We start from the raw sequence: 19,157 nt of genomic DNA, 5'->3' as shown, positions 1-19,157 counted from the left end.
ACGCTCACCGCCGAGGGTGGGCTGTGCCGGTCATCGTGCCCGGCTGTTCGGGGGATCTGCGGGCCACATCCGACGCCTCTCCACCCCAGCGCGGGCATCGGTGGGGGAAACGAAGGAGAGACCCGATGCCGCTTTATCTATCCAGGTTCAGCTACACGCCGGAGACCTGGGCGAGGTTGATTGGGCACCCCGAGGACCGCGCAGAAGCCGCTCGGTCGTACATCGAGTCTGTCGGTGGGAAGCTCCACGGCTTCTGGTACGCCTTCGGCACGCATGACGGCTACAACCTGTGGGAGGCCCCGGACAACGTGTCCATGGCTGCGGTTGGGCTGGCGATCAGTGGGGGCGGCGCGCTCAGCTCTTTCGAGACGACCGTTCTCCTGACCGTCGATGAAACACTGGATGCCCTGGGCAGAGCCGGGCAAGTCCGGTACCGGGCTCCCGGCGCGGAGCGGTGAGCTGCAGTGGCCTCCGTTCGGGTGCTCTATGCGTCCGAGCATCACTCCACGGAGGAGATCGCCGACCGGATCGGTGAGCGATTGCGCCTGAACGGACACCATGTGGAGATCCAGGCGCTGCCCGCGCCCTCTGATAGGCAGGGGCCTTCGCCGGGCGAAGCGCTTGTGCTGGGCAGCGCGGTCCATGACGGCGCTTGGCTGCCAGCAGCGGAAGGCTTCGTCAGGAGCAATGCTGATCGCATGGGCGATCAGCCGACGTGGATGTTCAGCGTCGGCATGGCCGCGGCTTTGCCCGGGCCGTTACGCCGACTTGCCGAACGCAAGGTGCAGCCGCGTATTTCTGCTCTCGTCGAGGTCGTCCGTCCTCGGGACCATAGGCGCTTCTCGGGCGTGATCCGGCGCGAGCACCTCGACCGGAAGGGTGCCTTGTTGTTCCGGTTGCTTGGTTGCCGTTACGGGGACCACAGGGATTGGGCGGCGATCGACGCCTGGGCGGACGACATCGCCCGGGAGCTCGTCGCGTGACGAGGCGGCGGTGCGCTCGGAAGTGGATTTCGTGACGGCGGCGCCTCACCAGTGGGTTGGCCAGATGAGCTGTCCCGGGTTGCCCGTCATTCGGTGACGCGGACCGCGAGGGCCGGGCGGATGGCGGCCGCGCGCCGTGCTGGTCCGATCGTGGCCAGGAGCGACGCGACGAAGGTGGCTGCCGCCAGGCCGCCGACGCTGGCCCATTCGACGGGGAACCCTCCTTCGAGGCCCTCGAATGCGGCGCTGTTCTGGTACATCAGCCAGGTCGTCAGCACGCCCAGCAGGGATCCGAGCACGATTCCCTCCACCGCCACGAAGGTGCTCTCCCACAGGAAGGACCGCTGGACGGTCCGTGCCCGGAAGCCGAGGGCCCGGAGGATTCCGATGGTGCGGCGGCGTTCGCGTACGGCTCGGACCATGACGACACCGAGGCCGGTGATGCCCACGCCGAGGCCGAGGACGAGGAAGCCCTGCATGAGGCGGAAGAAGGCGGTGCTGGAGTCGAACTGGCGGCGGATGTCCGACTCGATGGGCGTGGCGACCAGGCTGGAGGAGAGCTGCTCGCCCTGCAGTTGGGTCGCCAACGTGTCGGGTGCGGTGCCAGGGCTGGTTCTCACCAGTGCGGAGGCGTTCTGTGCCTGGCTGCCGAAGAGTTCGTGCGTGGCCTGCTCGCTCATCACGACCGGGTAGGTGGTCGAACTCGCGCCCGTGCCAGGGTAGAAGACCATGCCGTTGCTGAGCACGCCGGCGATGACCTTCTGTTCGCTGCGGCCCGTCCGGGGATCCGTCAGGGTGAGGGTGTCCCCGGGGTCGTAGTAGTCGCCGACCGGGCCGCCGGTGCTGCCGAAGAAGCCGTCGAGAACGACGTAGCGGGGGTCGGAGGCGAGAGCCCGCCATACCGCGGGGTCGTCGGCCAGGCCAGGCAGCCGCTCGCGGAACGTGATGCCGGAGATCGCCCCGTCGGGTACGCCGACGACGGCGGTGTCCAGAGGCTGAGGGCCGCGACCACCCGGATCGGTGGCCCGCCCGGTGGCGTTGAGCAACGGTGTCACGGCGGAGATCCCGGCGGCCGACGGGCCGCCGCGCAGATCGGAGACGAGTCGATCGCCCGCGACCTCGGGGTTGTAGTCCAGCCGAAGGGAGTATCCGGCGGTGGCGTCGGCGACGACTCCGTCGACGCCGGCGCGGAGAATGCCCGAGATTTCCGTCAGGAGCACCAGGACGAACACGATCAGCGTGTACATCACCAGCGTCGCGCCGGTCCTGAAGCGCTTGGCCAAGGGGTACGCGACCGCGAGCCGCGCCGCGAGGCCGCCTTCCGTAGGGCGCTGGAGGAGCCGCCGTACGGGGCGGAGCAGGGTCTTCTGGTTGTCGCTGACGAGCACCACGGCGGAGAAGGCGGCCAGGGCGCCCTGGATGACGTACACGGACATGGAGGGCGTGTCGAAGATCCGGGGGCGTATGACGGGTGCCAGGAGCGTCCAGGCGAGTACGGCTCCGGCGACCAGGGTGGTGACCGTGTGACGGGGGAGGACGCGCAGCAGTGCCGGAGTGGCGAAGGCGAGGGCGAGCGCCGGCATGAGGTACGTCGCGTCGGGCTGGCTGCGCGCCACGGCCGGGACGGCCACGAGCGCGCAGAGGACGGCCAGGGTGGTGGAGACCGCAAGCAGACGGCGGCGTGGACGCTGTCCGGGTGTGGCGGGGAGGTCGCGGATGGCGGCGATGATGTTGAACCTGCTGATCCGCACGCTGGTCGCGAGGATCGCGGCGAAGGCGATGAGCAGGCCCATGGCCAGTCCGTTGAGGACGCTGGTAGGAGTGATCGCGAAAGCGATGCGGATGCTGCTTCCGCCGACGGACCAGCCCTGGAAGATCTGCGCCGCCACCACGGCGACGCCCCAGCCGACGGCGACCCCGATGGCCACGCCCGGCAGCGCCGACAGCAACGCGTACGTCGCCCCTTCGAGGGTGAAGGACCCGACGAGGCGCGAGCGCTTCATCCCGACGGCCCGCACCATGCCCATCTGGGATTTCCGCTCCTCGCCGAGCATCACGAAGATGTTCACCAGCAGCAGGGCGCCCGCGATGATGCTGAAGCTGCCGATCATGAGGAACAGGGCTCCGAGGGAGTCCCCGGCCTGCTTGGCGTCCCGCAGCACGGTGTGCTTCGGAGTGTCGATCGCCGTCTGGTCGGCGAGCGGTCCCAGAGCCTGCCGGATGTCGGTGGTCACGCGGTCGGTCAGGGCTTCGCCGCTCTCGACGCCGCCTCGGTTGGACACGAAGGTGACCGAGCGCGGCTCCGTTCCGGCGGCCCGGGCGGCGGAGTCCAGGGCCTGCGGCGGCAGGAAGACGTCGCGGTTCAGTCTGCCGCCGAGGCCCACACCGGCAAGACCCTGCTCTGGGACCACACGCTCGACCCGGTACGTCTGCGGTGCCCCGAACAGGTACACCGTGATCGGGTCACCGGCTCCCACGCTCAGGGACCGCGCCAGCGGCTCGTTGACCACGACCTGGCCGGGCTTCGGGTTCGGTCCGCCGAGACCGGAGTCGCCCCCTGCCGCGCCGAACCGCGATGCCTTGTCGAAGTCCATCTGCCAGGCCAGGACGCGCGGCTCGGCGACCTTGCGGCCACCGGCACCGCTGACGGCCGATGCCTGCGCGGCCCCGGCATTCAGAACACCGTCGACATCGGGATCGCCGACCAGGCCGGCCAGTCGTTCCGTGACGACGCGACCGGTCGGTCCAGGGGGTGCGACGACACGCTCGTCCACCGGCCCCAGAGTGCGGTACGCCTCCTGGCGTACGGAGAAGTTCAAGGTGTCACCGACGACCAGGGCGCCGATGACGATGGCCGTGCCGAGCATCGATCCGCCGATCACCAGCACTGCCTCGGTGCGCCGGCGGGCGACCTGCCGGAAGGCCAGCCGTCGTGACACCGGCTGCCGGACGGCCACCAGCACCAGGGCCGCGAGGGCGAGCACGAGGGCGCTGAGCAACGGGACGAGGAGGTTCGGGTACATGGTCAGCCCATGGGGAAGTCACGGATCGCGGCCGGAGCGGTGACGGCCTGGCGGACGTCGTCGACCAGTTGCCCGTCGCGCATCCGGATCAGCCGGGGGACACGCGCGCCGATGGCGCTGTCGTGCGTGACCAGGACGATCGTCTGGCCCTCGTCCTGGTTGAGCTCGCACAGCAGGTCCATGACCTGGTCTGCCATCGCGCTGTCCAGGTTGCCCGTCGGTTCGTCCGCCCAGACGATGGCCGGACGTCCGGCGAGGGCGCGGGCGATGGTCACCCGCTGCTGTTCACCGCCGGACATCTCGCTCGGCCGGTGCTCGACCCGGTGGCCGAGGCCCACCCGGTCGAGCATCTCCAGGGCTCTGCGGCGCGCCTCGCGCGGCCGGGTGCCCACGAGCAGCAGGGGCAGTTCGACGTTCTCCACGGCGGAGAAGACGGGGATGAGGTTGAACGCTTGGAAGACGAAGCCCATGGTGTGGGCCCGGTGCTCCGTGCGCGCGGCGTCCGACATGGCGAACAGGTCGTGACCGTCGACCTCCACCCGACCGCCGTCGATGTCGTCGAGTCCCGAGAGACAGTTCAGCAGCGTGGTCTTTCCGGAACCGGACGGACCCATGACCCCGACCATCTCGCCGTGGCGTACGAGGAGGTCCAGGTCGAGCAGGGCGGTGACCGCGACGGAGCCCGTCCGGTAGATCTTGCGTACCCCGGTGGCGACGAGGAGTGCCCGGTCGGTGTTCATGGTCTCCATCCCAACCTCCGGAGGAAGCGCTGCGCTACGGCCACCCAGGCCCGACAAGGGGCCGAAGGGCCCAATCGCCGAGGCGCCGGGAGGGCCGCTTCGAGCGGTCTGCCGACGCTGTCCATCGGCGCTGTCCGTTGGCGCGGGCAGGCATCCGCCGTCAGACGTCTGCGGCGGCTCGGGCGCGTCTACGGACAGCGGTGGCGGCCAGGCTGCCCGCGGCCGTCGCGGTGACGGCGAGGAGGACGAACCCCCACGTGTAGTCGTGGGCGACGCTGTCGACCGCTCCCATCACGAGGGGCGGGAAGAAGCCTCCGAGACCACCCGCCGCACCGACCACTCCGGTCACCGAGCCGACCCGCTCGGCCGGAACCAGACGTGCGACGAGCGCGAAGACGGCCCCGGACCCGGCTCCCAGGCCGGCGGCCATGCCGAAGAAGGCCGCCGTTCCCACCGGGACCAGGCCCGCCTCGAACGCCGCGACCAAGGCGCACGCCGAAACGACACCGTACGAAACAGTCAGTACGGGGACGGGGTGAGTACGGTCCGAGAGCCAGCCGCCCACCGGCCGCATCGCCACGGCGAGGACGACGAATCCCGCCGTCCGCAGTGCCGCGTCGGAGCGGCCGAGCTCGTAGGCCCGGGTGAGGTAGGTCGGGAGGTAGACGCTGAACGCGACGAACCCTCCGAAGGACACGGCGTACAGGAACGCCAGCTGCCAGGTGGCCGGCGTCCGCATGGCCAGCGCCGTGCGTGACACCATCGACCCCGTTGCCGTCGCGCGTCCCGGACGGTCGCGGAGCAGGAACCGGGCCACCACGGCGTACACGGCGAGGCAGCCGGCCACGAGATCGAAGGGGAAGGCGCGCCCGACGGCGTCGGCGAGCTGGACGGTGGTGAACGCCGACAGGGCCGTACCACCAGTGCCGATGCCGAAGATTCCGAGGGCGACACCCCGCCGTGCGGGTGGGTACCAGGCGTTGACAAACGGTACGCCGACGGCGAAGGCCGTACCCCCGAGCCCGAGGAGGAAGCCGCCTACGAGCACCTCGGCCAGCGAGTCGGCCAGGTGGCCCAGATACAGCACGGGCAGGATCGTCAGGGCCGCGACGAGGGGGAAGACCCGGCGTGCCCCCCACCGGTCCGTCAGCGCCCCCGCCGGGATCCGGCCGAGCGCGCCGACCACCACGGGCACGGCGACCACCAGCGACTGCTCGAACGAACTGAGGGCGAGGTCGTCCCGGAGCCGCGGGCCGAGAGGGGCCAGCAGGGCCCACGCCCAGAAGCAGAGCGCGAACCCGGTGGTGGCGAGGATCAGCATCTGCCACGGTTGCGGCGCGTCCGCAACCGGTCGGCTCCCCGTGTTCCGGACCATCGTGACCTCCCGGCAGTGATCCGCGTGGGCGGCGTGTGCCCTGCCGCTTCCCACACTCCGGCCGCCAGGATCTCGGTCCCAGGGGCCACTCGTTCCCTTCCGTGACCGTGCGGCCCCACGACATGGGCCGGTCGGCCCTGTGCGGGGAGTCCTGGGCCGGGCACGGTGGGAGTGACGGACAGGCCGCAGGCAGGAGTGTCCAGCTCCTGCCGGTCCGCCATCGGGAGTGTGAGTGGCGATGATGTTCTGGTACGGCGACGGCATGAATGGATGGGGATGGTTCGCCATGTCGGCCGGGATGGTTCTCTTCTGGGGGCTGCTCATCACCGCCGCGGTGATGCTCTTCCGCTCACTGGACCGCGCCGCGGAACGGCCTCGGGGTTTCGGCCCAGCGGCGTCGGCCGAGCAGATCCTGGGCGAGCGACTGGCGCGCGGTGAGATCGACGAGGAGGAGTACCGCCGGCGCCTGACCGCTTTGCGCAGCGGCGGACAGTGACCGGTCGGGATGCGGGCGCGGGCGCGGCCGGTCACCCTGGGACCATGGCCGGTCGGATGCCCGGGGAGCCGGGCCGACGCCCCGACGCGCTCCGTGAGCTGACCGCTCGGCACGCAGGGCTGCTGCCGGCCGCGCTGGAGCGCGCCAGAACGGGCACCCCGGAGGAGCCCGGGGCATGGGCGCCCCAGGTTGCGGAGGCAGCCGGACTCCCGGCCGCCGCGGGGCTCGGCCCCGCCACCTTCTTCGCCGATCTCGCCACCCCGCGCGGCGAGCGGCATGTGCGGGTGTGCACTGCGACGGCGTGCTTCGCCGCGCGGCGCGGGGAGCATCTGGCGGAGGTGGAGCGCGCTCTCGGCGTGGTGGCGGGCACGGTCGACGAGGCGGGTTCGACCTCGCTGCAGACCGTGCACTGTCTCGGCTACTGCTACGCGGGCCCCGCTGCTCTCGACGGCACCCTGCCTCGCACGGGCCCGGACCTGGCCGACCAACTCGGCGGGCGGACGGAACCGCGCGCGCCGGGCATCCCCGTGGCCGACACCACCGGGGCGCCCGTCCTGCTCGCCGGGATCGTGGGAGGGCAGGACGCCTGGGACGTGTGGCGCCGGGCGGTGGCCGGACTGCGGCCCGACGACGTACGGCAGGAGACCGCCGCCTCGGGACTCCGCGGGCGCGGCGGCGCCGGATTCCCGGTGGCCGACAAGTGGGCCGCGGCGGGGAAGCCGGGCACGGTCGTCATCGCCAACGGGGACGAGGGCGACCCCGGCTCGTACGCCGACCGGCTGCTCATGGAGGAGGACCCCGAGCGCGCCCTCGCGGGACTCGCGCTGGCCTGCTTCGCCTGCGGCGCCGGGCGCGGGATCGTCCTGGTGCGCTCCGAGTATCCGAGGGCCATGGCCCGGCTGCGCCGGGCGGTGGAACGCGCGACGGAGGCGGGCGACCTGGCTCCTTCGGTCGGGGCGGCCGGCCCGCGGCCGTTCGTCGAGGTCGTCGAAGGAGCGGGTTCCTACGTCTCCGGTGAGGAGACCGCCCTCATCGCCCGCCTCGAAGGCGCTCGCGGCTGTGCGCGCCCCCGGCCCCCCTACCCCACGGACCACGGCCTGTGGGACAGACCGACCGTGGTCAACAACGTGGAGACGCTGGCAGCCGTGCCCTGGATCGTCGCCCACGGCGGAGCGTCCTATGCCCGACGCGGCGTACCGGACGAGACCGGCACGAAACTGGTGTGCCTGTCCGAACGCTTCGCCCGGCCCGGGGCCTACGAGGTCGAACTCGGCACTTCCGTGGGCGAGATCGTCACCCGGTTCGGCGGTGGTCTCAAGGACGGGCGTCAGCTCGTGGCCCTCCAGATCGGCGGCCCGCTCGGCGGCTTCCTCGCCGGGACCGCCCTCGACGTCCCGCTCACCACGGCCGAACTCGCCGCGCACGGCGCCGCCCTCGGCCACGGCGGCATGGTCGCCTTCGACGCAGACACCGATCCGCACGAACTCCTCAGGCACATCTGGGAGTTCGCCGCCGGCGAGAGCTGCGGTGCCTGCTCGCCCTGCCGGATCGGCACCGGGCGAGGACGTGAACTCGCGCAGGGCACGGGCGGGCCGGGGGAGACCTACGAGCGATTGGCACGGCTGATGAGGGAGGCGAGCCTCTGTGCCTTCGGCCGACGTGTCCCCGCCGCCGTCGGCAGCCTCGCCCGCGCCTTCGGGCCGGTCCTGGAAGGATGGGACCGATGACCCGGCTCCAGGTCGACGGTGTTCCGGTCGAACTGCCCGCCGGGGCCTCACTGCTCGACGCCGTGCGTGCCACCGGAACCGACCTGCCTGCCCTCTGCCACGACGACCGCCTCCGGCCGGCCGGCTCCTGTCGGACCTGCCTGGTCCGCGCCGACGGCCGGACCGTCGCCGCCTGCGTCACACCCGCGACTGCGGACCTCACCGTCGACACCGCCGACGACGGCGTGCGGAACCTGCGCCGGGACGCGGTCGCCCTGATCGCCTCGGCGCTCCCGCCGCGCGCGCTCGCCGACAGCGCGCACAGTGAACTGGCCGAGGCGTGCCGGGCCTTGGGAATCCCGGCGGACACGGCGGCGGGTGACCCCGCGCGCGGGCGGGACGAGAGCCACCCGTACGTTCATCTCGACCGGGACCTGTGCATCGCGTGCGGGCGCTGCGTACGGATGTGCTCCGACGTCCAGGGCACGTTCGCGCTCACCCTCACCGGGCGCGGTGCCGACACGGTCGTCGCCCCGGGAACCGGCGGCCCCTGGGCCGCCTCCGACTGCGTGGCCTGCGGTGGCTGCGTCGACACCTGCCCGACGGGGGCGATCACCCAGCCCGGGCCCGGTCAGGGCCTCACCTCGCGACAGACACCCCCAGACCGTGTGCGCACCACCTGCGGCTACTGCGGAGTCGGCTGCACCCTCGACGTCGTCGTCCGCGAGGACCGCGTCGCCGCCGTGCTTCCCGCCGGGGACGGGCCCGTCAACCGGGGCCACGCCTGCGTCAAGGGCCGCTTCGCGTACGGATACCTCGGCTCCGCCGAGCGCCTCACCGAGCCCCTGCTCCGTGAGAACGGGGTCCTGCGGCCCGCGAGCTGGGCGGAGGCCGTGGACCGGATCGCCGACGGCCTGCGCGCGGCCCTCCGTGACGGCGGCCCCGACGCGGTCGCCGCGATCTCCTCCGCCCGTGCCACCAACGAGGAGAACTACCTCGTCCAGAAGTTCCTGCGGACCGTCATCGGCACCAACAACGTCGACAACTGCTCACGCCTCTGCCACGCCCCTTCCGCCGCGGGACTCACCGCGTCTTTCGGACGCGCCGGCGGCACCGACCCCTTCGACGACGTCGAGACCGCCGACTGCCTCCTGGTCGTCGGCGCCAACCCCGTCGAAGCCCACCCCGTCGTCGGCGCCCGCCTCCTCCAGCGGGCACTCTCAGGCGCCTCCCTGATCGTGGCCGACCCCCGCGCCGTGGGTCTCGCCCGCCATGCCGACCTGCACCTGCGTCCGCGCCCCGGTACGAACGTCGCGCTCTTCCACGGCCTGGCCCACGTCCTCGTCGACGAAGGCATGACCGACCCGGGTTTCCTCCGCGAACGCGCCACCGGACTGGACGAACTCACCGACCTGCTGGCCGACTACCCGCCCGAGCGGGTCGCCGAGATCACCGGCGTCCCCGCCGACGACATCAGGAAGGCCGCTCGGCTCTACGGCCGCGCGGAGCGGCCGGCGGTCCTGTATGGCCTCGGGGTCACCGAGCACCTGCACGGCACCGACGGCGTCCGGACCCTGGCCAACCTCCCCATCCTGCGCGGCGCCGTCGGAGGCACCGGCCGCGGGTTCGGCATCAGCCCCCTGCGCGGCCAGAACAACGTGCAAGGCGCGTCCGACATGGGCGCCCTGCCCGACCTGCTGCCGGGCTATGGCCCTGTCACCGCCCCGGAGGCCCGCGCCCGTGCCGAGGCGGTGTGGGGTCGACCGGTCCCCGAACGGCCGGGTATGCGCATTCCCGAGATGTTCGTGGCGGCCCGGGAGGGCCGGCTGCGGGCGCTGTGGGTCATAGGCGAGGACGTGTGTGCGACCGATCCCGACAGCCGACGGGTCGCGGAGGCCCTCGACGCCTGCCCGCTCGTCGTCGTCAGCGAGCTCTTCCTCAGCGAGACCGCCCGGCACGCGGACGTCGTCCTGCCCGTGGCCTCGTGGCTGGAGAAGGACGGGACCTTCGTCAACTTCGACCGCCGCTTCCAGCGCGTACGGCAGGCGGTGAACCCGCCTGGAACAGCGCGCCCCGACTTCCAGGTCGTGCACGCCGTCGCCGAGGCCCTCGGTGCCGACCTGGGGTGCCCCACCCCGGCGGCGGCTCTCGCCGAGTGCGGACGTGTGACGCCTCTCTTCGCCGGTCTCTCGCACGAGCGGATCGACCGGGAGGGGGCCGTGCCCTGGCCCTGCCCCGCACCGGACCAGCCGGGCGAACGCACCTTGTACGGCACGGAGTTCGCTACCCCCGACGGGTGCGCGCACCTGTCGGCGGCCCCCTACCTGCCGCCCGGCGAGGAGCCGGACCAGGACTATCCGCTGGTGCTCGTCACGGGGCGCCGCTGGGCCCACTACAACTCCGGAAGCATGACCCGGCGCGGCGGCAACCTTCTTCTCGACGCGTACGACCGCCTGGACCTGCATCCCGAGGACGCCGCACGCTACGGACTGCGGGACGGCACCCCTGTCACCGTCGAGAGCCGCCACGGACAGGCGCGACTCGTCGCCCGCGTCGGCACGGAACTCGCTCCGGGGCAGGTCTTCTGCGCCTTCCACTTCCCGGCCAGCGGCGTCAACTCCCTCACCTCGGCGCACGCCGACACCGTGACCTCGTGTCCGGAGTACAAGGTCACGGCGGTACGGCTGCGGCCGGCTTCGTCCCGCGACTCGGCGGCCCCGAGGTCAGCCGTGGGGGACGAGGGCGACCGGTGACCGACTGTGGTGCAGCACCGCGTGGGCCACACTGCCGATGCGTGCACCCAGCGTCGAACCCCGGGTGCGTCTACCGACCACCACAAGAGCCGCGTCCGAGGCGGTGTGCACCAGCTCCTGGCCGGCCGAGCCGGTCGTCACTCGCCCGGTCGCCATCACGTCGGGGAACTTCGTTCGCCAGGGTTCGAGGAGATCGTCGAGCGAACGCTGGATCTCGGGGGCGACGGTGAGCCGGACGTCCGGGACCATGGCGGGGCCGAGCGTCGCGTACACAGGCAACTGCTGCGCGTAGACGACCTGCACGCGGGCGAGACGCCGTGCCGCCTCCTCGAAGGCGAATCCCAGAACGGTGTCCACGGGTTGCCGGAGGTCGACGCCGACCACGACGGGTCCTTGCGGAGGTGACGTGTCGAGGGCCCGTACGAGGACGACGGGCCGTTCGACGAGACCGGCGACCGACATCCCGACCGAGCCGATCAGGTATCCGGTCGTACCGCCCAGGGCGCGGGAGCCGAGGACGAGCAGGTCGCTCTCCTCGGCCACGGCGACCAGTCTCGCCACAGGCTCCGACGGCAACAGCCGGGTGGTCACCGACAGATCCGGATGACGTTCGCGCAGGCCGGCCGCCGTGCGGGCGAGCAGATCCTCCGCCCACGGCTCGTCGGGCTCTCGCGCCGCGAACGGGAGGAGGACATCCGGCGACGTCTCCTTCACATGCACCAGGTCCACCCCGGTGCCGCGCAGCTCCGCCTCCTCCGCCGCCCACTGCGCGGCGGCGTTCGCCTGATCCGTACCGTCCAGACCGACCACGATCCCCTGCGTCATGATCGTCCACCTCCTTGTGCGGTGTCGTCGATGTCGTAGGCGAGACGGGTCGCGGAGACCGAGACCACTCCGTCGACCGTTGCGCACATGCGCACGACGGCCGGGATCATGCCGCGGAAGCGCAGCTTCCCGGTGAGGTCGACACGCCCCTCTCGCACGTCGACCGCGATCAAGGTCGGGTCGAGACGCAGAGTGGCACCGAGCACGTCCTCGACGATCTCCTGGCGGATGTCGTCGTCCTGGCGGAGGAAGATGCTCAGGAGGTCGCGGCGGCTCACGATGCCTACCAGGCGGTCCTCGTCGTCGACGACGACGAGCCGCTTGATCCCTTGGACCTCCATGAGCCGGGCCGCCTCAGCCACGGTCCAGTCGGGGCGGGCGCACACGGCGGGTGCGGACATCAGCTCCTCCGCGCGCGTTCCCTCGGCCTTCGCCCGCTCCCACGCCTCGAGCCCCGGCACGTCCGGCATGTCTCCCGGCGTGGTGGACTGGTCGGCCGTCTTCCGCATCAGATCGCCCTCCGACACGACTCCGATCACCCGGTTCTCTCCGTCCACCACCGGCAGCGCGGTGACCCGGTGCTGCGACAGCACCCGCACGATCTCCTTGAACGGCGCGTCGCCGCGGACGCTCACCACCTCACGGGTCATCAGCTGGTCGATCCTGCGGTGTCGCATCACCCGCTCCTTCCCTGCGCGGACGCACCCGCTCCGGCCACCAGGCGAGCGGCGCAGCCGTCCCAGGTGACGAGGGCCGGATAGTCGTCCTCGGTGAGTTCCCTCCCACTGAGTTCGGCGAGCGCTTCCACGAACTCAAGGAAGTCCAGCGAATCCATCTCGAAGGTGTCCCGCAGGGACACGCCGGGATCGAGTCCTGTGAAGTCGGCGCCGGGGACGACACGCTGCACGGCTTGCCGAACGAACGCCTTCGCTTGGTCGTGGTTCACAGTTCCTCCGGGTGTTGCAGGAGCCGGTCCAGGGCGGTCAGGAGACGCGCGCCGGTGGCGCCGTCGGCGGCTCGGTGATCGGCGGACAGCGTCGCCGTGAGTACGGGACGTACTCCCAGCAGGCCGTTCACGGCCACGGGCCGCTCGACGATCCTGCCCAGGCCGACGAGTGCGACTTGCGGCGGGTAGACGACGCCGAACACGGCCTCGACGCCCTGGTCGCCGAGGTTGGTGACGGTGAGGCTGGGGTCGACGGTCTCGGACGCCCGGAGTCGGCCGCCCCGTGCCCGTGCCACCAGGTCCTTGAGTGCGGCCATCACCTCGGTCACGGAGAGTGTGTCGGCGTGGGCGAGGGCGGGTGCGACGAGGCCGCCGCCCCGCAGGGAGACCGCGACGCCCAGCCGTACCTCGTCCGCGGGGACGAAGCCGTCGTCGACCCAGTGCCCGTTCAACGCGGGCACTTTCCGTGCCGCCAGCGCGATGGCCTTGAACGTGAGTGCTGCGGGCACCAGCCGTGCGGAGAGCGACAGTTCGCGGTTGCAGGCGTGCATCCATTCCAAGGCCGCTGCCATGTCCACGGTCGTGGCGAGGTAGAAGTGCGGGATCTCCCGCTTGGATCGGCTCATGAGCCGGGCCGTGGCCGCCCGCGCCATGTCCGGGACGGCCGGCCGCTGCGCGCCCTCGGCGGCCGCGGCGGAACGGACGTCATCCGCACGGATGGTGCCATCCCGACCAGTGCCGGTCACATCGGCGAGGTCGACGCCAACCTCGGTGGCCAGCCGCCGGGCGAGCGGAGAAGCCTTCACACGCAGCGGAGCGGGACGCTCCTTGGCCCAGTCGTCGCCGCGCACCGGCTTCACCGGCCGTGTCGTTGGCACGGTCTTGTCGCGCGCTGGTGCCGGTTCCGCGTGCTCCACGTCCGCGCGAGTGATCCTGCCTCCCGGGCCCGAACCATGGACGACAGTGAGGTCGACGTGCAGATCCTGGGCGAGTCGGCGGACCAGGGGTGTCGATGGCGGCGGGCTTTCGGCAGGTGGACTTTCGGGCGGTCGGCTCTCAGCCGGACTGATTTCGGCCGACGGGCTTTCGGAGGTCGTGCCGATGCGTGCCAGTGGGGTGCCCACCGGCACGGTGGTGCCCTCGTCCACGAGGAGGGCCTCGACCGTACCGCTGTGGAAGCACTCCACCTCGATCGCGGACTTGGCGGTCTCGACCACCGCGATGACGTCGCCGCGCGTCACGCGGTCACCCGGGTGCACCAGCCACTCGGAGAGCATGCCCTCGTCCATGTCGGCGCCGAGGGACGGCATCGTGAACTCGGCCATCTCAGCTCACCGCCCGGCGGGCCGCCGCCACGATTCCGGCCGGCTGGGGGAGTGCCGCCTCCTCCAGCCGGCGGGCGTAGGGGATGGGGACCTCCGCGCTGCAGACCCGTTCCACGGGTGCGTCGAGGTCGAAGAACACCTGCTCGCAGATGCGCGACTCGATCTCGGCGGACAGACTGCCGCTGCGCCAGCCCTCGTCGACCACGACGGCCCGGTGGGTCCGCCGGACCGAGCCGACGATCGTGGCGTCGTCCAGAGGCCGCAGCGACCGCAGGTCGACGACTTCCGCGCTGATCCCCGCACCCGCCAGTTCCTCTGCGGCTTCGAGGGCCTTGGGCACGCAACCGCCGTACGCGACGACGGTGACGTCGTCACCCGCGCGGCGGACGGCCGCACGGTCCAGGTCGACCTCGTGGACGGCCGGGTCGAGCGTGCCGGCCGCGTTGTAGAGGCTGCCGTGTTCGAAGAGCAGCACCGGGTCCGGATCGGTCAGCGCGGCGGACAGCAGATGGCGGGCGTCGTCGATCGTGGCCGGCGCCAGGACACGGAGGCCGGGGATGTGGGCGTACCAGCCCTCGAGGCTGTGGGAGTGCTGAGCGGCCAGCTGCCGTCCCGCGCCCGTCGTCATGCGGATCACCAGCGGCACGCCGAGCTGTCCGCCGGACATGTGCCGCAGGGTGGCGGCGTTGTTGAGGATCTGGTCGAGCGCCAGCAGGCTGAAGTTGACCGTCATGATCTCCACGACCGGCCTCATCCCGGCCAGGGCGGCGCCGATCCCCGCTCCGACGAACGCGGACTCCGAGAGAGGGGTGTCGCGGACACGATCGGGGCCGAACTCCTCCAGGAGGCCGAGGCTCACGCCGAAGCATCCGCCGTAGCGGCCCACGTCCTCGCCCATCAGGAAGACCCGGTCGTCCGACGCCAACGCCTCGCGCAGGCCCTCCCGAAGGGCCTCCCTAAAGGTGGTGGTGCCGTCGTCGGGATGCGCCCGCGGTCGTGTACGCGTGCTCATGACGGAACCTCCTCGTGTCGGCCCGTGACATGGAGCAGCAGATCTTCGGTCGGCTCCTCGGGAGCCTGTTCGGCCGCGCGGACAGCTCGGTCGATCGCCTCCATGACCTCGTGGCCCAGGGCCTCTTGGGCGTCCGTGTCGAGGAAACCGGCCTTGCGCATGCCTTCGGCGAGTCCCGTGACGGGGTCGTGCTTCTTCCACTCCTCGATCTCGTCCTTGGGACGGTAACGGTCCGGGTCGTACATCGAGTGTGCGCGGAACCGATACGTCCGCATCTCCAGGAAGTGCGGTCCGTTGCCGGCCCGAATCGACTCGACCGCTCCGCGTGCCGCCTTCTCCACGGCATGTACGTCCATGCCGTCGACAGCCCAGGCCGCCATGCCGTACGACGCCGCCCTCATCGCCAGGTCCGTCTGGGCGTGTTCGCGGGCGAGTGCCGTCCCCATCGCGTACAGGTTGTTCTCGCAGACGAAGAGCACGGGCAGCCCCCAGAGCGCCGCCAGGTTGGCGGTCTCGTGGAACTCGCCCTCGGCGAAGGCTCCGTCACCGAAGAAGCAGCAGGTCACTCTGGAATCGCCGCGCATCCGGTCGGCGAGTGCCAGCCCCGCCGCGAGCGGCAGTCCGCCGCCCACGATGGCGTTGCCGCCGTAGAAGCGGCGGCCGGCGTCGAAGAGGTGCATGGAGCCGCCGCGGCCGTGGCTGCACCCGGTGGCCTTCCCGTACATCTCCGCCATCACGGCCTCGGGCGGTACCCCACGGGCCAGCGCGTGGCCGTGTTCGCGGTACGTGGAGACGACCGCATCCTGCTCGGAGAGCGTCTGGTGGACACCGACGGCGACCGCCTCCTCACCGATGTAGAGGTGGACGAAGCCGCGGATCGCTGCCGCGCTGTACAGCTCGACACACCGCTCCTCGAAGCGCCGGATGAGCAGCATCTGCCGCAGCAGGTCCAGGTCGTGGGCCGCCGCAGGGGAGAGGGCGGGCGTCGCGGGTCCCCGAGCGCGACGGGGCCGCTTCGTCTGCGATGTCCTGGCGGACGTGTCGCCCTGTGCGGTGGCCATCACGACTCCTTCCCCGAGGGCCTGGCCGTTCCGGCCGGTTCGGGTGCCTCCAGCGTCGACACATCGCCCTCGGGCAGGCCCCGTTCGCGGGCCCGCAGCAGGCGGCGCATCACCTTTCCGCTACGGGTGTGGGGCAGGTCCTCGACGAACTCGATCTCGCGAGGGGCGACAGCCGGCCCGAGGCGCCGACGGGCGAACGCCAGGACGTCCCGCCGCAGTTCGGGGTCGGGCGGATACTCGGGGCGCGGCAGCACGAACGCCTTGACGATCGTGCCCGCCAGCTCGTCAGGGCGGCCGATGACACCGGCCTCGGCGACGGCCGGATGCTCCATGAGGGCGCTCTCCACCTCGAACGGCCCGATGAGGTGCCCCGCGGACTTGATGACGTCGTCGGCGCGGCCCACGAACCAGTACCAGCCGTCGGCGTCGCGGCTGACCAGGTCGCCGGTCAGGTACCACCCGTCCGCGAAGCACGCCTCGTAACGGCCCGGTTCGTGGAGGTAGCCGCGGAACATCGACGGCCAGCCCGCCCGCAGGGCGAGCTCGCCCTGAGCGCCCGGCTCCTCAAGGATCTGGACGTGCCCGCCGGTGACCGACGCCCGGCCGTCCTCGCCGCACGCCAGTACTGCTGCCTCGACGCCCGGAAGCGGTCGGCCCATCGAACCTGGCCGCACCGGATCGGCCGCGAAATTGGCGATCATGATGGCGCCGGTCTCGGTCTGCCACCACGTGTCGTGGACCGGAAGCCCGAGTGCCTCCCGGCCCCAGTGCACGGCCTCGGGATTGAGCGGCTCGCCGACGCTCGCGACGAACCGGAGCGACGACAGGTCGTGGCGCGCGGCGGGTATGGGGTCGCCGCTGCGCGGGGCGGCCCGCATGAGCATGCGGAGCGCGGTGGGAGCCGTGTACCAGACGGTGACGTGCTGGTCGGCGAGGATCCCGTACCAGCGGGCGGGGGCGAAGTCTCCTTCGTCGACGACGGTCGTCACGCCGTGGGTGAGCGGGGCGATGATGCCGTACGACATGCCGGTGACCCAGCCGGGGTCGGCGGTGCACCAGAAGACGTCGCCTTCGTGCAGGTCCAGGGCGTAGGCGGCGGTCACGTGATGGGCGAGGACCGCCTCGTGCACGTGTACCGCGCCTTTGGGGGTGCCTGTCGTGCCGCTGGTGAAGTGCAGCAGCGCCGGCTCCGCCGGATCGGTCGGCTGCACCGTGTACTCGTCCGGCGCGGCGTCCGTGAGCGCGGGGAACGAGAGGGTGCCCGGGGGCGGGTCGGCCCCGGGGTCGAGGAGCAGGACGTGTCGTAGGTGCGGAAGCCGGGGCCGTACCGGGGCCACTTTGCGCTCGTACAGCTCCCGGGTCGTGACCAGAGCCCGGGCGTTGCCCAGCTCCATGCGCAGTGCGACGGGTTCGGGACCGAAGGCGGTGAACAGGGGGCACAGGATTCGCCCGGCACGCAGCGTTCCGAGGACGGTGCTGTACAGCTCGAAGCGGCGGCCGAGCAGGGTGAACACCCGCTCGCCGCGTTCCAGGCCGAGCGTCTCCAGCACGTGCGCGAAGCGGGAGCTCTCGGCCGCGAGCCGGGCGAAGGTCACCGTCGCCACGGAGCCGTCGCGGCCGACGCAGCGCAGCGCAGCGCGATCGCCGTGGCCCTCACGCAGGTGCCGGTCGACCGCCTCGTATCCGATGTTGATGCCGCCGTCCGGAAGCCCGGCGAGCCGGGACCGCTCGCGTCGCCAGGAGAACGTGGCCCGGGCACTGTCGTAGTCGGGCATGACCGGCGCCACCCACAGAGCGTTCATCGCGGTGGCTCCACGTCGAGCGCGAGATTGTCGTAGGCGTACTCGATCGATTCGTGCAGGGCGACCACTCCGTCGACCGAGCGGCAGAGCCGCACGATCACGCGGACGTCGGCGCGTTCGTCGACGCGACCCGTGAGCCTGACGACTCCGTCGTCGACAGTCACACGGATGGTGTCGGGAGCGAGGCGTAGAGTGTCGGCCAGGACGTCGTGCTCGATCTCGTCACGGATCGCGGTGTCACTGCGCAGGAAGGGCCGCAGCAGGTCGCTGCGACTGATGATCCCGACGAGCCGACCGGTCTCGTCGATGACGGGAAGCCGCTTGACTCCCTTGCGGTGCATCGTCCGGGCCGTCTCGACGAGATTCCAGTTCGGCTGTGCTGTGATGGCCGGCGAGGTCATCAGCTGGGCGGCCGTCTCCGCATCGGGCATCCCTCGCTCCTGGGACAGGAGTCGGACGCCCGTCGCACGGCCCTCCAGGTCGGGGAGCTCGGCGGTGGCCCGCAGCAGGTCGGCCTCCGAGACCACGCCGAGCAGGCGTCGGTCGGGGTCGACGACCGGGACCGCGGAGACGTCGTGTTCGGCGAAGAGCCGGGCGATCTGCTTGAACGGGGTCTGGGGGGCGGCGGTGACCACGTTGTGGGTCATCACCTCGAAAACCGTACGGTGCTGCATGACGGTCCTCCTTCACGGGACGAGGCGGCCCCGGTAGATCTCACCCTGCTGCGCGGAACCGGCCCGCGGGCAGTGCCGAATGGTCCCCTTCCGGGACGGTCGGCCCCATGACGAGCGGCCGATCGGGACGCATGGTGGAAGGCGTGAGCACCGGTCCCGGGAGGGCCGTGGCCGGTCGCTCGGGCCGGGAGGCGAGGACCATGACTGCGACTGAAACACGGCAAGGTCGGGAGACGCCCCGCGCAGGGTTGTGGGCTCGCGTCGGCGACCGTCTGATCGTGGGCGGTTCCACGGTCGGGGACGAGGGACGTGACGGTGAGATCGTCGGGCTCCACCACGCGGACGGCACTCCCCCCTTCGACGTCCGCTGGTCGGACACGGGCAGGGTCACCCTGGTGTTCCCGGGCCCGGACGCGCGGGTCCAGCACTTTCCGCC

16 protein-coding genes and 1 pseudogene are annotated in these 19,157 nt (G+C 71.6%); 6 read left to right on the top strand and 11 right to left on the bottom strand.

Annotation, left to right across the window (positions count from 1 at the left end):
• The first annotated feature begins 125 nt into the window (after window positions 1-125).
• The gene (locus tag GGE06_RS25805; protein WP_184931904.1) at window positions 126-458 is read left to right on the top strand and encodes a GYD domain-containing protein; all 333 of its coding nucleotides are present in this window, start codon (window positions 126-128) and stop codon (window positions 456-458) included.
• A 21-nt stretch (window positions 459-479) separates the two neighbouring features.
• Window positions 480-983, top strand: a complete 504-nt coding sequence (locus GGE06_RS25800; protein ID WP_312883294.1) for a flavodoxin domain-containing protein — start codon at window positions 480-482, stop codon at window positions 981-983.
• 86 nt (window positions 984-1,069) lie between these two features.
• Here the strand turns inward: GGE06_RS25800 and GGE06_RS25795 are convergent, their stop codons facing one another.
• The 3 genes from GGE06_RS25795 to GGE06_RS25785 form a co-directional block, all read right to left on the bottom strand.
• Window positions 1,070-4,006, bottom strand: a complete 2,937-nt coding sequence (locus GGE06_RS25795; RefSeq protein WP_184931903.1) for an ABC transporter permease — start codon at window positions 4,004-4,006, stop codon at window positions 1,070-1,072.
• A gap of 2 nt (window positions 4,007-4,008) precedes the next feature.
• Window positions 4,009-4,755 carry an ABC transporter ATP-binding protein gene (locus GGE06_RS25790; protein ID WP_246532743.1) on the bottom strand — a complete coding sequence of 249 codons (747 nt, stop codon included), beginning with the start codon at window positions 4,753-4,755 and terminating at the stop codon, window positions 4,009-4,011.
• A 151-nt stretch (window positions 4,756-4,906) separates the two neighbouring features.
• The gene (locus GGE06_RS25785) at window positions 4,907-6,067 is read right to left on the bottom strand and encodes an MFS transporter (RefSeq protein ID WP_221518488.1); all 1,161 of its coding nucleotides are present in this window, start codon (window positions 6,065-6,067) and stop codon (window positions 4,907-4,909) included.
• A gap of 292 nt (window positions 6,068-6,359) precedes the next feature.
• Here GGE06_RS25785 and GGE06_RS25780 point away from each other — a divergent pair, with 292 nt between their 5' ends.
• Genes GGE06_RS25780 through fdhF form a run of 3 tightly spaced genes read left to right on the top strand, consistent with a single transcriptional unit; the run spans window position 6,360 to window position 11,076 of the window.
• Window positions 6,360-6,617, top strand: a complete 258-nt coding sequence (locus GGE06_RS25780) for an SHOCT domain-containing protein (RefSeq protein ID WP_184931966.1) — start codon at window positions 6,360-6,362, stop codon at window positions 6,615-6,617.
• Between the two features lie 44 nt (window positions 6,618-6,661).
• Window positions 6,662-8,344, top strand: a complete 1,683-nt coding sequence (locus tag GGE06_RS25775; RefSeq protein WP_246532742.1) for an NADH-ubiquinone oxidoreductase-F iron-sulfur binding region domain-containing protein — start codon at window positions 6,662-6,664, stop codon at window positions 8,342-8,344.
• Window positions 8,341-11,076 (top strand): formate dehydrogenase subunit alpha, encoded by a 2,736-nt coding sequence (gene fdhF / locus GGE06_RS25770; RefSeq protein ID WP_184931901.1) that lies wholly within the window; start codon window positions 8,341-8,343, stop codon window positions 11,074-11,076. The genes GGE06_RS25775 and fdhF overlap by 4 nt, the downstream gene beginning before the upstream one ends.
• Here the strand turns inward: fdhF and GGE06_RS25765 are convergent.
• The 8 genes from GGE06_RS25765 to GGE06_RS25730 are packed head-to-tail and all read right to left on the bottom strand — an operon-like array spanning window position 11,047 to window position 18,721.
• Window positions 11,047-11,901 carry a universal stress protein gene (locus GGE06_RS25765; protein WP_184931900.1) on the bottom strand — a complete coding sequence of 285 codons (855 nt, stop codon included), beginning with the start codon at window positions 11,899-11,901 and terminating at the stop codon, window positions 11,047-11,049. The genes fdhF and GGE06_RS25765 overlap by 30 nt on opposite strands.
• The gene (locus GGE06_RS25760; protein ID WP_184931899.1) at window positions 11,898-12,578 is read right to left on the bottom strand and encodes a CBS domain-containing protein; all 681 of its coding nucleotides are present in this window, start codon (window positions 12,576-12,578) and stop codon (window positions 11,898-11,900) included. Before GGE06_RS25760 ends, GGE06_RS25765 begins: the two co-directional genes overlap by 4 nt.
• On the bottom strand, window positions 12,578-12,847 hold the full coding sequence (locus tag GGE06_RS25755; RefSeq protein WP_184931898.1) for an acyl carrier protein: 270 nt from the start codon (window positions 12,845-12,847) through the stop codon (window positions 12,578-12,580). Before GGE06_RS25755 ends, GGE06_RS25760 begins: the two co-directional genes overlap by 1 nt.
• Window positions 12,844-14,172, bottom strand: coding sequence for a dihydrolipoamide acetyltransferase family protein (locus GGE06_RS25750; RefSeq protein WP_184931897.1), 1,329 nt, complete (start codon window positions 14,170-14,172; stop codon window positions 12,844-12,846). The genes GGE06_RS25755 and GGE06_RS25750 overlap by 4 nt, the downstream gene beginning before the upstream one ends.
• A gap of 1 nt (window position 14,173) precedes the next feature.
• Complete coding sequence (locus GGE06_RS25745) at window positions 14,174-15,184, bottom strand: alpha-ketoacid dehydrogenase subunit beta (RefSeq protein WP_184931896.1); 1,011 nt, start codon at window positions 15,182-15,184, stop codon at window positions 14,174-14,176.
• Window positions 15,181-16,245 carry a pyruvate dehydrogenase (acetyl-transferring) E1 component subunit alpha gene (gene pdhA, locus GGE06_RS25740; RefSeq protein ID WP_246532741.1) on the bottom strand — a complete coding sequence of 355 codons (1,065 nt, stop codon included), beginning with the start codon at window positions 16,243-16,245 and terminating at the stop codon, window positions 15,181-15,183. The genes GGE06_RS25745 and pdhA overlap by 4 nt, the downstream gene beginning before the upstream one ends.
• Window positions 16,245-18,047, bottom strand: coding sequence for an acetate--CoA ligase (acsA, locus tag GGE06_RS25735; protein ID WP_184931895.1), 1,803 nt, complete (start codon window positions 18,045-18,047; stop codon window positions 16,245-16,247). Before acsA ends, pdhA begins: the two co-directional genes overlap by 1 nt.
• A complete protein-coding gene (locus GGE06_RS25730; RefSeq protein ID WP_132916198.1) occupies window positions 18,044-18,721 on the bottom strand; it encodes a CBS domain-containing protein in 678 nt (225 codons plus the stop codon). Before GGE06_RS25730 ends, acsA begins: the two co-directional genes overlap by 4 nt.
• Window positions 18,722-18,969: 248 nt before the next feature.
• Between GGE06_RS25730 and GGE06_RS25725 the strand changes: the two are divergent.
• Window positions 18,970-19,149: pseudogene (locus GGE06_RS25725) on the top strand (DUF1918 domain-containing protein); the annotation flags it as partial.
• Window positions 19,150-19,157: the final 8 nt, after the last annotated feature.

The organism is Streptomyces nymphaeiformis (genome assembly GCF_014203895.1).
GTDB lineage: Bacteria > Actinomycetota > Actinomycetes > Streptomycetales > Streptomycetaceae > Streptomyces > Streptomyces nymphaeiformis.
Note: the sequence above shows the minus strand (reverse complement) of the source record. Positions and strands in the feature narration are given on the sequence as shown.

What these genes read in the sequence shown, in the direction of transcription:
- GGE06_RS25805 (WP_184931904.1), top strand. Translation starts at nt 126, where the DNA reads ATGCCGCTTTATCTATCCAGGTTCAGCTACACGCCGGAGACCTGGGCG.
- GGE06_RS25795 (WP_184931903.1), bottom strand. Translation starts at nt 4,006, where the DNA reads ATGTACCCGAACCTCCTCGTCCCGTTGCTCAGCGCCCTCGTGCTCGCC.
- GGE06_RS25790 (WP_246532743.1), bottom strand. Translation starts at nt 4,755, where the DNA reads ATGGAGACCATGAACACCGACCGGGCACTCCTCGTCGCCACCGGGGTA.
- GGE06_RS25785 (WP_221518488.1), bottom strand. Translation starts at nt 6,067, where the DNA reads ATGCTGATCCTCGCCACCACCGGGTTCGCGCTCTGCTTCTGGGCGTGG.
- GGE06_RS25780 (WP_184931966.1), top strand. Translation starts at nt 6,360, where the DNA reads ATGATGTTCTGGTACGGCGACGGCATGAATGGATGGGGATGGTTCGCC.
- GGE06_RS25775 (WP_246532742.1), top strand. Translation starts at nt 6,662, where the DNA reads ATGGCCGGTCGGATGCCCGGGGAGCCGGGCCGACGCCCCGACGCGCTC.
- fdhF (WP_184931901.1), top strand. Translation starts at nt 8,341, where the DNA reads ATGACCCGGCTCCAGGTCGACGGTGTTCCGGTCGAACTGCCCGCCGGG.
- GGE06_RS25765 (WP_184931900.1), bottom strand. Translation starts at nt 11,901, where the DNA reads ATGACGCAGGGGATCGTGGTCGGTCTGGACGGTACGGATCAGGCGAAC.
- GGE06_RS25760 (WP_184931899.1), bottom strand. Translation starts at nt 12,578, where the DNA reads ATGCGACACCGCAGGATCGACCAGCTGATGACCCGTGAGGTGGTGAGC.
- GGE06_RS25750 (WP_184931897.1), bottom strand. Translation starts at nt 14,172, where the DNA reads ATGGCCGAGTTCACGATGCCGTCCCTCGGCGCCGACATGGACGAGGGC.
- GGE06_RS25745 (WP_184931896.1), bottom strand. Translation starts at nt 15,184, where the DNA reads ATGAGCACGCGTACACGACCGCGGGCGCATCCCGACGACGGCACCACC.
- pdhA (WP_246532741.1), bottom strand. Translation starts at nt 16,245, where the DNA reads ATGGCCACCGCACAGGGCGACACGTCCGCCAGGACATCGCAGACGAAG.
- acsA (WP_184931895.1), bottom strand. Translation starts at nt 18,047, where the DNA reads ATGAACGCTCTGTGGGTGGCGCCGGTCATGCCCGACTACGACAGTGCC.
- GGE06_RS25730 (WP_132916198.1), bottom strand. Translation starts at nt 18,721, where the DNA reads ATGCAGCACCGTACGGTTTTCGAGGTGATGACCCACAACGTGGTCACC.